13 protein-coding genes are annotated in these 12,397 nt (G+C 61.9%); 5 read left to right on the top strand and 8 right to left on the bottom strand.

The window, feature by feature from the left end:
• Positions 1 to 3: 3 nt before the first annotated feature.
• The 3 genes from EA798_RS15215 to EA798_RS15205 all read right to left on the bottom strand — a co-directional run bounded on the left by EA798_RS15215 (position 4) and on the right by EA798_RS15205 (position 3,405).
• Entirely contained in the window at positions 4 to 1,101 is a 1,098-nt protein-coding gene (locus EA798_RS15215; protein WP_106155609.1) for an amino acid ABC transporter permease, read from the bottom strand.
• Between the two features lie 4 nt (positions 1,102 to 1,105).
• Positions 1,106 to 2,290 carry an amino acid ABC transporter permease gene (locus tag EA798_RS15210; RefSeq protein WP_106155610.1) on the bottom strand — a complete coding sequence of 395 codons (1,185 nt, stop codon included), beginning with the start codon at positions 2,288 to 2,290 and terminating at the stop codon, positions 1,106 to 1,108.
• An 86-nt stretch (positions 2,291 to 2,376) separates the two neighbouring features.
• Positions 2,377 to 3,405 (bottom strand): amino acid ABC transporter substrate-binding protein, encoded by a 1,029-nt coding sequence (locus EA798_RS15205; protein ID WP_122099472.1) that lies wholly within the window; start codon positions 3,403 to 3,405, stop codon positions 2,377 to 2,379.
• A 341-nt stretch (positions 3,406 to 3,746) separates the two neighbouring features.
• Here EA798_RS15205 and EA798_RS15200 point away from each other — a divergent pair, with 341 nt between their 5' ends.
• From EA798_RS15200 to EA798_RS20640, 4 genes are all read left to right on the top strand, one after another.
• Positions 3,747 to 4,403 (top strand): alpha/beta hydrolase, encoded by a 657-nt coding sequence (locus EA798_RS15200; protein WP_122099471.1) that lies wholly within the window; start codon positions 3,747 to 3,749, stop codon positions 4,401 to 4,403.
• Between the two features lie 155 nt (positions 4,404 to 4,558).
• Positions 4,559 to 5,494: a GGDEF domain-containing protein gene (locus tag EA798_RS15195; RefSeq protein WP_244221279.1), complete on the top strand. Its 936-nt coding sequence runs from the start codon at positions 4,559 to 4,561 to the stop codon at positions 5,492 to 5,494.
• 94 nt (positions 5,495 to 5,588) lie between these two features.
• The gene (gene rhlB, locus EA798_RS15190; protein ID WP_122099470.1) at positions 5,589 to 7,022 is read left to right on the top strand and encodes an ATP-dependent RNA helicase RhlB; all 1,434 of its coding nucleotides are present in this window, start codon (positions 5,589 to 5,591) and stop codon (positions 7,020 to 7,022) included.
• Positions 7,023 to 7,151: 129 nt separating this feature from the next.
• On the top strand, positions 7,152 to 7,316 hold the full coding sequence (locus EA798_RS20640; RefSeq protein ID WP_165362517.1) for a hypothetical protein: 165 nt from the start codon (positions 7,152 to 7,154) through the stop codon (positions 7,314 to 7,316).
• A gap of 4 nt (positions 7,317 to 7,320) precedes the next feature.
• Here the strand turns inward: EA798_RS20640 and moaE are convergent, their stop codons facing one another.
• The 5 genes from moaE to dmeF all read right to left on the bottom strand — a co-directional run bounded on the left by moaE (position 7,321) and on the right by dmeF (position 11,225).
• Entirely contained in the window at positions 7,321 to 7,779 is a 459-nt protein-coding gene (gene moaE, locus EA798_RS15185) for a molybdopterin synthase catalytic subunit MoaE (RefSeq protein WP_122099469.1), read from the bottom strand.
• Between the two features lie 2 nt (positions 7,780 to 7,781).
• Positions 7,782 to 8,030 carry a MoaD/ThiS family protein gene (locus EA798_RS15180; RefSeq protein WP_106155615.1) on the bottom strand — a complete coding sequence of 83 codons (249 nt, stop codon included), beginning with the start codon at positions 8,028 to 8,030 and terminating at the stop codon, positions 7,782 to 7,784.
• The gene (gene moaC / locus EA798_RS15175) at positions 8,027 to 8,497 is read right to left on the bottom strand and encodes a cyclic pyranopterin monophosphate synthase MoaC (protein WP_122099468.1); all 471 of its coding nucleotides are present in this window, start codon (positions 8,495 to 8,497) and stop codon (positions 8,027 to 8,029) included. Before moaC ends, EA798_RS15180 begins: the two co-directional genes overlap by 4 nt.
• Positions 8,498 to 8,596: 99 nt before the next feature.
• Positions 8,597 to 9,985, bottom strand: a complete 1,389-nt coding sequence (locus tag EA798_RS15170) for a PhoH family protein (protein ID WP_106155617.1) — start codon at positions 9,983 to 9,985, stop codon at positions 8,597 to 8,599.
• A gap of 259 nt (positions 9,986 to 10,244) precedes the next feature.
• Positions 10,245 to 11,225 (bottom strand): CDF family Co(II)/Ni(II) efflux transporter DmeF, encoded by a 981-nt coding sequence (dmeF, locus tag EA798_RS15165; RefSeq protein WP_122099467.1) that lies wholly within the window; start codon positions 11,223 to 11,225, stop codon positions 10,245 to 10,247.
• 137 nt (positions 11,226 to 11,362) lie between these two features.
• Between dmeF and yaaA the strand changes: the two genes are divergently transcribed.
• Positions 11,363 to 12,142: a peroxide stress protein YaaA gene (yaaA, locus tag EA798_RS15160; protein WP_122099466.1), complete on the top strand. Its 780-nt coding sequence runs from the start codon at positions 11,363 to 11,365 to the stop codon at positions 12,140 to 12,142.
• The last annotated feature ends 255 nt before the right edge of the window (positions 12,143 to 12,397 follow it).

Here is a 12,397-nt window from a genome sequence, read left to right as displayed (position 1 = left end):
CTCCTAACGCTTGTGGCCGGTGTCCAGCTTGCGCTCCAGGCGCATGGAATAGCGGGACATGCCGAAACAGAACATCCAGTACACCAGCGCGGCGAACACATAGCCTTCGGTTGACATACCCAGCCAGGCCGGGTCCGCCGTAGCGCGCTTGATGCTGTTGAGAAAGTCGAACAGGCCGATGATGATCACCAGGCTGGTGTCCTTGAACAGGGCGATAAAGGTATTGACGATGCCCGGAATCACCAGCTTCAGCGCTTGCGGCAGAATCACCAGCAGCGTGCTGCGCCAGTAGCCCAGACCCATGGCGGCCGCCGCCTCGTATTGCCCTTTGGGGATCGCCTGCAGGCCGCCGCGCACCACTTCGGCGATATAGGCGGCCTCGAAGAACACCACCATCAGCATCGCCCGCAACAGCTTGTCGAGGTTCATGCCTTCGGGCAGAAACAGCGGCAGCATCACTGACGACATGAACAGCACGGTGATCAGCGGTACGCCGCGCCAGAACTCGATGAAGGTCACGCAGAGCACACGGATGGCCGGCATGTCCGAGCGTCGCCCGAGCGCCAGCAGGATGCCCAGCGGCAAGGCACCGGCGATGCCCACGGCGGCGATCACCACCGTCAGCATCAGGCCGCCCCACTGGCTGGTCGGCACCGTCTGCAATCCGAAGAAGCCACCGTGCAGCAACCAGTAGGCCAGCAGCGGATAGACCAGCAGATAGCCCAGTCCGTAGCGAAGCTTGTGCGGCATCTGCCGCAGGAACAGCGGCGCCGCGCCGATGATCGCCAACCATGCTGCCGCATCCACCCGCCAGCGCAGCTCCGTGGGGTAGAAGCCGTACATGAACTGGCCGAACCGCGTTTGAATGAACACCCAGCAGGCGCCTTCGCGGCTGCAATCGGCGCGCGTCTCGCCGGTCCAGTCAGCCTTGAAGATGGCCCACTCGAGCACCGGCGGCACGATCAGCCAGAGCAGATACAGGCCCACCAGGGTCAGCAGCGTGTTGATCCAGCTGGAAAACAGATTCGCCCGCAGCCAGCCGAGCGCACCGATGCTGATCGTTGGTGGCGGCAGGTCGGGCTTGAAGGTATGAATGGTCATGCGCTCACCGCTCGATCAGCGCAATGCGCTTGTTGTACCAGTTCATCAGCAGCGAAATGCTGATGCTGATGGCCAGGTAGACACTCATGGTGATGGCCATGGTTTCGATGGCCTGCCCGGTCTGGTTGAGCACCGTGCCGGCGAACAGCGAGACCATGTCCGGATAGCCGATGGCAGCGGCGAGCGACGAGTTCTTCGCCAGGTTCAGGTACTGGCTGGTCAGCGGCGGCACGATCACCCGCAGTGCCTGCGGCACGATGACCAGCCGCAGCACCTGACCCGGGCGCAGGCCGAGGGATGCCGCAGCCTCGGTCTGGCCGTGGCTGACCGACTGGATGCCCGAGCGCACGGTCTCGCCGATGAACGCAGCGGTATAGACCGACAGCGCCACGACGATCGAAACCAGCTCCGGGATCACCACCCAGCCACCGCGAATGTTGAAGCGCTGCAGCTCCGGCACTTCCCAGGTGAAAGGTGCGCCTGCAATGAAGGTCATCAGCCAGGGGATGGCGAGAAACAGCCCGAGGCTGGTCCAGAACACCGGAAACATCCGCCCGGTCGCGTGTCGCCGCGCGCGAGCCCAGCGGTTGAGCACCACCACCGCCACCAGCGCGACGAGCAGCGCCAGCCAGAACGCCCAGAAGCCATCGACAGCGCTGGGTGCCGGCATCTGCACGCCGCGGTTGTTGACGAATACCACGTCCCACAGGCTCAGGCTGTTGCGCGGTCCTGGCAGCGGGCTGATCACGGCGAAGTAGACGAAGAAGATCAGCAGCAGCGGCGGGATATTGCGGAAAATCTCGATGTAGAGCGTCGCCAGCTGGCGGATCAACCAGTTGCTGGATAGGCGCCCTACGCCGAGGATAAAGCCCATGATGGTGGCCAGAACGATCCCGATTACGCTGACCAGCAGTGTGTTGAGCAAGCCGACCCAGAAGACGCGACCGTAAGTGTCGCTCTCGCTGTAGTCGATCAGATGCTGGGAAATGCCGAAGCCGGCGGCATTGTTAAGGAAGCCGAATCCGGACGTGATGCCGCGATGGGCAAGATTGGTCTGTGTGTTATGAAACAGGTACCAGCCGAACGCCACCACCGCCAACACCGCAAGCACCTGGAACACCCAGGCGCGTATTCGTGGATCGGTGAAAGGCGAACGTCGGGGCACAGTGCCTCTGGCGATCGAACGCATCGAAATTCCTCATGCCGCATGGCCGGTCACCTGGACCGGCCATGCTCATCCGTGAAACGGGCCGGCACGAGGCCGGCCACGCGGGCTCAGCGCACCGGAGGTGCGTATTGCAGGCCACCGTTGTTCCACAAGGCATTGAGGCCGCGCTCGATCTTCAGCTCGCTGCCGGCGCCTACGTTGCGATCGAAGATCTCACCATAGTTACCCACCTGTTTGACGATCTGCACCGCCCAGTCCTTCGGCAGCTTGAGATCCTTGCCGTATTCGCCCTCGGCGCCAAGCAGGCGCGCCACGTCAGGATTCTTGGTGCTCTTGGCCATGTCCTCGACATTCGCCGAAGTGATGCCCAGCTCCTCGGCGTTAAGCATGGCGAAAAGGCTCCAGCGCACGATATCGAACCATTCCTCGTCACCCTGACGCACCGCAGGGCCAAGGGGCTCCTTGGAGATGACCTCGGGCAGCACGACATACTGGTCGGGATTGGCCAGCTTGATGCGCTGCGCATACAGCTGCGACTGATCCGAAGTGAGCACATCGCAGCGGCCGGATTCGAGCGACTTGGCGCTTTCGTCCGACGTGTCATAGGTAATCGGGGTGTATTTAAGGCTGTTGGAGCGGAAGTAGTCGGACAGATTGAGCTCGGTCGTCGTCCCGGCCTGGATGCACACGGTCGCACCATCCAGCTCCTTGGCACTACCGACCCCTAGCTCCTTGTTCACCAGAAAGCCCTGGCCGTCGTAGTAGGTCACGCCGGTGAAATTCAGCCCCATGGCCGCGTCTCGCGAACTGGTCCACGTCGTGTTTCGCGACAGCACGTCCACTTCGCCCGACTGCAGCGCGGTGAAGCGCTCCTTGGCGGTCAGCGGGCTGTACTTGACCTTGCCGGCGTCGCCGAAGACCGCCGCCGCTACTGCGCGGCAGACGTCGACATCGATCCCCTGGTAGTTCCCCTTGGCATCGGCAAAGGAAAAGCCCGGAAGGCCATCGCTGATGCCGCACTGCACGAATCCTTTCTTCTGCACTGCATCGAGGGTCGCCCCCGCCTGCACCAGCCCGCTGATGCCCAGCAGTGACGCAGCACCCAGCACAGCCAGTGTGGATTTCACCCTAATCATCGAAACCTCCAGTTTGCTTTCTTATTCTCGGGTTCGGGCGTTCGGCCCTTCGACGCCAGTGGCAGCAGCGAAGCGGCGGCAGCCTGACCTGAGTCTAGTCGCCCATAGGTGATCGGCAATGTTGATTGCTCACAACGCCGCGACCCGTCGCAACAGGCCATTCCGGCTGGAGCCGGACTGCATAAAGCAAGCCGCATACCAGTTCGCGGCCACGTCGCGGGCCGGCCGCAATTGCGGGTTCTATCGCCGTGCCGGAGCAGGTAACCTCGCGCCACTGCCTCGTCTGCAGCGATCCCCGCTGCCCCAACACGAGGCGACCTGCCCCCAACTGGAGCTGATTCATGAGCGAACCGTTGATCCTGGAACCTACCGGCGCTGCGGACGCCTGTGTCATCTGGCTGCACGGCCTGGGTGCCGATCGATATGACTTCCAGCCCGTCGCCGAAGCGCTGCAGCAGCGCCTGCAGAGCACCCGCTTCGTGCTGCCCCAGGCACCGACACGCCCGGTAACCATCAACGGTGGCTGGAGCATGCCGAGCTGGTACGACATCCTTGCCATGAGCCCGGCGCGCGCCATCAATCGCGAGCAGCTGGAAGCCTCTGCGCAGCAGCTCATCACGCTGATCGAGGCACAACGCGATTGCGGCATTGATCCGGCCCGCATATTCCTCGCGGGGTTTTCCCAGGGTGGCGCGGTGGTCCTGCACACCGCCTTCCTTCGCTGGCGCGGCCCGCTGGGGGGAGTCATTGCCCTTTCGACATATGCGCCGACCTTCGGCGAGTCACCGACCTTCGCCCCGGAGGCGCTGCGTTATCCGGCGCTGTGCCTGCATGGCAGCCGCGACGACGTAGTACCAACGGCGATGGGCCGTGTGGCTTACCAGTGCCTGCACGATGCGGGGGTCAACGCTACCTGGCGCGATTACCCTATGGGGCACGAGGTGCTTGGAGAGGAAATTCAGGACATCGGCGATTGGCTCTCCACGCATCTGGACTGAGCGGCCAGCGCCTGCATAAAAGACTTAATCCCAGCAGGGATATCAGGACTACGCTTGTGCGTGGAGGACCGGACCGTCGCCCGTCCTGCCAACGATAAGCGGGAGGTCGTCATGAATGGCGCGAGGGAGGCAGACTCGTCCGGCCAGTCGCTGCCATGAAGCGAATAACCGGTATGCCGACCGTGGAACAGCTGCAAAGCATTCGACTGTTTCGCGGTGTGGAGCGCCCTGTGCTCTTGGCGCTGCTGGCAAGGCTGGAAACCTGCGAAGTCGACGCAGAGGAACTCCTCCTTTCACCACATACGCTGAACCGCCATCTATATATGCTCGTGCGAGGCCAGCTAAGCGTCCAGCTGGCCTCGCGAGACAACCCGCCCGTACGCTACGTTGAGGTCAACGACTGCGTTGGCGAGGTCAGCTTCTGCGATCATCGACCACCTTCTGCCTATGTCATCGCCAGCGAGCCGAGCCGTATTCTCAGGCTGCACAGCCGGGAACTGCCTTTCCTCACGCAATCGCCCCAGCTGATGCAGAACCTGATCGAACTGCTGTGCGACCGGGTGCGGCTGACCGATCAACTGATCATCAACAGCGAGCACAACGCCAACATCGATGTGCTCACCGGCGTGTTCAACCGACGCTGGCTGGAACACATCTTCGAACGTGAAAGTGCCCGCTGTGCCTTCAACGGGCGCCCCTTGTGCATGCTGATGATCGATGTCGACGAGTTCAAGCCGTACAACGATCGCCATGGGCATATCGCTGGCGATCATGCGCTCTGCCAGGTGGCACGGCTGCTGGGGACGCAACTGCGACCGAAGGACAGCCTGGTGCGTTTCGGTGGCGAAGAGTTCGTCATCCTGCTTCCGGAGCTGGACCTGCGCACCGCACGCCTTATTGCCGAGCGCTTGCGTCAGGGTGTCGCACAGAACGACACCATCGACACGCCGATCGGGTCTTTGCCGGGCGTGACGATCTCGGTAGGCCTGGCGCGCATGCGCGCATCCGACACGCTGGAGGACCTCGTAGGCCGCGCGGACAAGGCGCTGTACCTGGCCAAGGCACGGGGACGAAACCGTGTCTGCGGCTGAACGCCCATGGGCCTGCAAGCGCGATGCTTCGCCGCGCCTGCGTCTTGCATTACACTGGCGCGCGACACTTTCCTAATTCGACGACGAGAAGACCGTGCTCAAAGCACTCAAGAAAATATTCGGCAAGGCCCCCGATGAGCGGGCCGGCACAACCGACAGCAGCCCGGCTGCCGTCAACGCGGCACCGCAGCAAAGCGCCCCCGCAGCGCAGCAAATTGCGACACCTGATGCTCCGTCCAAGCCGCAAGCAGCCGAGCGTACAACCGAGAAACCGCGTCGCCAGCGCAGCAAGCCAGCCAAGCCCGCAGCCCCGACCTGGAAGCTGGAAGACTTCACCGTAGAGCCGGCCGAAGGCAAGACCCGCTTCCATGACTTCAAGCTCGCCCCCGAACTGATGCATGCCATTCACGATCTGGGCTTTCCCTACTGCACCCCGATTCAGGCTCAGGTACTGGGTTACACCCTCGCTGGCCGAGATGCCATTGGCCGCGCCCAGACCGGCACCGGCAAGACTGCCGCCTTCCTTATCTCCACCATCACGCAACTGCTCGACACACCGCCGCCGAAGGACCGCTACATGGGCGAGCCGCGTGCGCTGATCATCGCGCCGACCCGGGAGCTGGTGGTGCAGATCGCCAACGACGCGCTGGATCTGACCAAGTACACCAACCTGAACGTGATGAGCTTCGTCGGCGGCATGGATTTCGACAAGCAGCTCAAGCAGCTGGAATCGCGCTACTGCGACATCCTGGTTGCCACCCCCGGGCGCCTCCTGGACTTCAACCAGCGCGGCGAAGTGCACCTGGACATGGTCGAGGTGATGGTGCTGGACGAAGCCGACCGCATGCTCGACATGGGCTTCATTCCGCAGGTTCGCCAGATCATTCGCCAGACGCCACCCAAGAGCGAGCGCCAGACGCTGCTGTTCTCCGCCACCTTCACCGACGATGTGATGAACCTGGCGCAACAGTGGACAACCAACCCCGCCATCGTCGAGATCGAACCGGAAAACGTGGCCAGCGATACCGTCGAACAGCACGTCTTCGCGGTGGCCGGCAGCGACAAGTACAAGCTGCTATACAACCTGATCACTCAGAACGACTGGACCCGGGTAATGGTTTTCGCCAACCGCAAGGACGAGGTGCGGCGGATCGAAGAGCGCCTGACCCGCGACGGCATCAGCGCCGCGCAGATGTCCGGCGACGTGCCGCAGCACAAACGCATCCGCACGCTGGAAGGCTTCCGAGAAGGCAAGATTCGCGTGCTCGTGGCGACCGATGTCGCTGGTCGCGGCATTCATGTCGATGGCATCAGCCACGTAATCAACTTCACCCTGCCGGAAGACCCGGACGACTACGTGCACCGCATCGGTCGTACCGGACGAGCCGGCACCAGTGGCACTTCGATCAGTTTCGCCGGGGAGGATGATGCGTTCGCGCTCCCACCTATCGAAGCGCTGATCGGCCGCAAGATCCAGTGCGAGATGCCGCCGGCCGAACTGCTTGCGCCGGTTCCACACTCACGCTGAACCTCTAGGACGCGGCATTCGTCGCGTCCTTTCCAGGTTCCGCCTGCCCCATCAATGACCTGAATCAGGCCGCAAACAAGGCAACGCGGCTAGAGTTGTAGCTAGATTCCCAACGCAAGGAAAAAACCAATGGATAGCATGCACTGGCTACTGTCGCTCATCGTCATTGGCTTCGTTCTGCTCTGCGTAGGGTTCAACTACCGGGACAGTAACTGGGGTGTAGGGCTGCTGGCCGTGGGTGTGCTGACCATGTTCTCGACACTGGCCTTCAAGATGTACATAACCTTCTATTGAAGGCTCAGCGTTTTTCGTCCCAGCGCTCAGCGGCTATCTGGTCGCTTGCGCGGCCCTCGACCCAGCGCGCACCAGATGGGGTGCTCTCCTTCTTCCAGAATGGTGCCCGCGTCTTCAGATAATCCATCACGAAGCGACAGGCATCGAAGGCGGCATCGCGATGGGCACTGGCCGCACAGACGAAAACGATGGGCTCACCCGGTTCCAGCGGACCGACCCGGTGCAGCACATCGAGCCGTAGCAACGGCCAGCGCTGCTCGGCCTCGACCACGATCTTCTCCAGGGCTTTTTCGGTCATTCCCGGCGCATGCTCGAGGAACATGCCGGCAACATCCTGGCCATCATTGAAATCACGCACATACCCGACGAAGCCGGCCACCGCGCCGATACCAAGATTGGCTGCGTGCAACGCATTGAGTTCGGCGCCAGGATCGAAGGCGGCCGTCTGTACACGTACAGTCATGCTCAACCTCCGGTCACGGTTGGAAAGAAGGCCACTTCGTCGCCATCTGACACCGGCTCGTCGAGCCCGCAAAGTTCCTGATTGCGCGCGCACATCAGATTCTGTTCAGCAAGCACCTCCCAGGCGCCTCCGCGGGCCAGAAGATGCTGGCGCACGTCGTTCACGCTGGCAAGCGATGCATCCCACTGCAGTCGCTCGCCATCACTGCCGAGCGCTTCTCGATAACGGGCAAAAAACTGGATACTGATCATGCCTGCACCTGCCAGTGACCGCTCTTGCCACCCAGTTTCTCCAGCAGACGCACGCCTTCGATAACCATGCCGCGATCCACTGCCTTGCACATGTCGTAGATGGTCAGCGCCGCGACGCTGGCAGCGGTCAACGCTTCCATCTCGACACCGGTCTGCCCGGCCAGCTTGCAGGTTGCGCGAATCAGCACGCTGTCCTCGCCCTCTGCTGCCAGCTCGACCTTGATGCTGGTGAGCAGCAGCGGATGACACAGCGGGATCAGTTCGTAGGTCTTTTTCGCTGCCTGGATGCCGGCGATGCGCGCCACGGCGAAGACGTCGCCTTTGGGATGGCCACCCTGCTGGATCATCTGCAGAGTCTGCGGCAGCATGCGCACGCGCGCCTCGGCTACCGCTTCACGGGCGGTGACGGCCTTGTCGGTGACATCGACCATGCTGGCCCGGCCTTGGGAATCGAGATGGGTGAGCATTCGGCGCTCCTGATCGGAAAATCACGAGTCTACCGCAGCCGCCGACGATGAACCCGCCCCCGTAAGAGGTACTACCGGGCATCGTCGCGCGCCTCTCCGCTACATGTGCGCTTCGGCGTATTCGGCCAGTACCGAACGCGGCACCCCCTGCAGGGTGATGTGAACGCCGTGGGAGAAGTCCTTGAAGCGTTCGGTCAGGTAGGTAAGTCCCGAACTGGTCGCCGACAGATACGGCGTGTCGATCTGCGCCAGGTTACCCAGACAGACCACCTTCGAGCCGTTGCCCGCACGGGTGATGATGGTTTTCATCTGGTGCGGCGTGAGGTTCTGACATTCGTCGATCAGGATCAGGCTCTGCTGGAAGCTGCGACCGCGGATGTAGTTCAGCGATTTGAACTGCAGCGGCACCTTTTGCAGGATGTAGTCGATGCTGCCGTGGGTGTTCTCGTCCTCCATGTGCAGCGCTTCAAGGTTGTCGGTGATCGCGCCCAGCCAGGGCTCCATCTTCTCGGCCTCGGTGCCGGGCAGGAAACCGATGTCCTCGTCCAGCCCCTGTACGCTGCGGGTGGCGATGATGCGCCGGTAGCGCTTGCTCACCACGGTCTGCTCGATGGCTGCAGCCAGCGCGAGAATGGTCTTGCCGGAACCGGCCGCGCCGGACAGGTTGACCAGATGGATATCCGGATCGAGCAAGGCGAACAGCGCCAACGCCTGATGGATGTCCCGCGGACGCAAGCCCCAGGCTTCCTGATGCAGCAGCGGCTCCTGATGCAGGTCGAGCAGCAGCAGCTCATCGGCCTTGATGCCCTTGATCCAGCCAACGAAGCCCTGCTCGTCGATGATGAACTCGTTGATGTGCACCGCGGGCAGGTTGTCGGTCAGCTGCACGCGGTGCCAGGTGCGCCCATGGCCCTGATGGGTCTCGACCTTGCTCACGCGGTCCCAGAACGAGCCGCTGACGCTGTGATAGCCAGGAGAAAGCTGGCCGACGTCATCGACCAGCTGATCGGTATGGTAGTCCTCCGCCGCTACGCCACAGGCTCGCGCCTTCAGACGCATGTTGATGTCCTTGGTGACCAGCACTACAGGCACGCCGGGACGCTGTTTGCTCAGCTCGACCACCTGGTTGATGATCTTGTTGTCGTTCAGATCTTCCGGCAACGTGTTGGGCTCGCCGCGCTTGCTCATGAGGATCGACAGGCTGCCGGACGGCCCACTCTTGCCACGCTGGATCGGTACGCCGAGTTCGACCTCTTCCGGCGTTGCATCACCGAGCAGCTTGTCGATCAGACGAATCGCCTGCCGGCACTCGGCTGCCACGCTGTGCTTGCCGGCCTTGAGTTGATCGAGCTCCTCCAGCACGGTCATCGGGATGGCGACCTGATGTTCCTGGAAGTTCAGCAAAGCGTTGGGATCGTGGATCAGTACATTCGTGTCGAGGACGTAGAGCGTGGGCTGGGTCGCGCGAGATCTGCCGTAGTCATCCATACCGATCACCTTCTTCTGGGGCCAGAAACGAAGAGCCGAAAGCGCTTCGCTGCAGAGTGACCGCCATGCGATTCAGGTGAGCGGACGAGGGAAGCCGGTGGATTCGGGGCTGCCCAGGAGCCGCCACCTGTGTCGCAGGGTTCGGCGGTCTGAATTCGGTAATACCGTAAAAGTTATGACAGGCAAAAGTCTTTTCAGTTGAATACGGCTTTTTTTCACGAATCGACCAAACGGCCTTGGCCCGCGCCTTTTGGGCGCGTTATTGTCGGGGATCAAGGTGTGCGCTTTCGTCGCAGCGGTTCACCTCGGCGGTCACATGCACCAGCTGGGGAAACGCCTGCAACGCCGCCTTGTACTGGTCCGCGGTATGCGTCTGGTGGGTCACAACGCTCAGGATGCAGCTGTATTGCGCCCGCCCCACTCGCCACAGGTGCAGGTCGGTAACCTCGGTATCGGGTACCTGCTGCAACGCCTCCCGAATCTTGTCTACCAGCGGGTCGTCCATCTCCCGATCCAGCAATGCCTTGCCCGTGTCGCGCAGCAGGCCGCGCGCCCAGATCAGAATGACCAGCGCACCGACGATCCCCATTGCCGGGTCCAGCCAGCCCCAGCCGAAGAACTTGCCACCCAGCAGCGCAACGATCGCGGCCACCGATGTCAGCGCATCGGTCAGCACATGGATGAAGGCGGCGTGCCGATTCAGGTCCTTGCCACCGCAAGCGTGCTCATGCGAATGGGCATGCGGGTGCTCACCGTGACCGTGACCGTGACCGTGACCGTGGTCATGCTGATCGCGTAGTAACCAGGCGGACAGCAGATTCACCAGCAAGCCGATCACGGCGACCATCAGCGCCGCATCGAAACCGATCTCTGCGGGCGACCAGAATCGAATCAACGACTCGCCAATCATGAACAGCGCCACCACGACCAGCAGCAGTGCACTGGTAAAACCGGCCAGCACCTCGATTTTCCAGGTTCCGAATGCGAACCGATGGTCCGCCGCATAGCGCCGAGCCAGCAGATACGCCAGCGCCGCCAGGCCAATGGCGACCATGTGCGAGGCCATATGCCAACCGTCCGCCAGCAACGCCATGGAGTTGAACCAGTACCCGGCGACGATCTCTATCAACATGGTCAAGCCGGTCAGAATGACCACTGCCCAGGTCTGACGCTCGGAGCTGTGCTCCAGCGGACGGTAGTCGTGGGGCGGTTGCCATTGCACGTGATTGCATTCAGCCATACGAACTCCTTGCTTCAACTCCCATCAGCTTGTGCCTTGCCGCGTGAGGAAGGTCAACACCGTTGCCTATGGCGCCTATAGCTGGAGCCATGTCTGCAGTACCCCTACAATCGCGCCACCAGACAGGAGACCCGTACATGCTGATGGTGATTTCCCCCGCCAAGACGCTCGACTACGAAACACCCCCGATTACCGAACGCTTCACCCAGCCTCAATACCTGGAGCACTCGCAGCTGCTGATCGACCAGTTGCGCGATTACTCGCCAGCGCAGATCAGCGAACTCATGCACCTGTCCGACAAGCTGGCCGCCCTGAACGTCGCGCGCTACGGCAGCTGGTCCGCTGACTTCACGCCGGAGAATGCCAAACAGGCCCTGCTCGCCTTCAAGGGCGACGTCTACACCGGACTGAGCGTCGAAGACTTCACCGACAGTGACCTGCTGTTCGCACAGCAGCACCTGCGCATGCTCTCCGGGCTCTACGGTTTGCTGCGACCGCTCGACCTGATGCAGCCGTATCGTCTGGAAATGGGTACCAAGCTGGCGAACCCGCGCGGCAAGGACCTGTATGCGTTCTGGGGTGAGCGAATCAGCGAATGGCTCAACGAAGCACTCGCTGAACAAGGCGATGACGTTCTTCTCAATCTGGCCTCGAATGAGTACTTCAGCGCCGTCAAGCGCAAGGCGCTGAATGCACGGGTCATCAACGTCGACTTCAAGGACATGAAGAACGGTCAGTACAAGATCATTTCCTTCTACGCGAAGAAGGCACGTGGCCTGATGGCACGCTGGGTGATCAAAGAGCGCGTCAGTGCCCCAGCCCAACTGAGCGCATTCGACTACGAAGGTTATCGCTACAGCCCAGACGCATCATCCGAAGACCATCTGGTCTTTCTGCGCGACACGACTCACCAATAACTGCCAGTTCTCGGCGGCGGCCATCGGCTGCCGTCGCCTCCCCTCGATCCCGCGATGGCCGCCCGGCTTGACCAAAAGTGGCACCCGCAGTTCATCACCCTGCCCCTCCTGGATTTTCCGCCGAGTCGTGAAAACTCACCGATCAACGGTTGCCGACTTGGGAACTATCGAGCACGGCTGACAATCATAAGCGCGTACCGGCAATTCCAGGTGGAAAGGGACGTCGCACATGAACGTGCATTGGGTCATCAATCT

Origin of the sequence: Pseudomonas songnenensis (assembly GCF_003696315.1) — a bacterium.
GTDB classification, from domain to species: Bacteria; Pseudomonadota; Gammaproteobacteria; order Pseudomonadales; family Pseudomonadaceae; genus Stutzerimonas; species Stutzerimonas songnenensis.
Note: the sequence above shows the minus strand (reverse complement) of the source record. Positions and strands in the feature narration are given on the sequence as shown.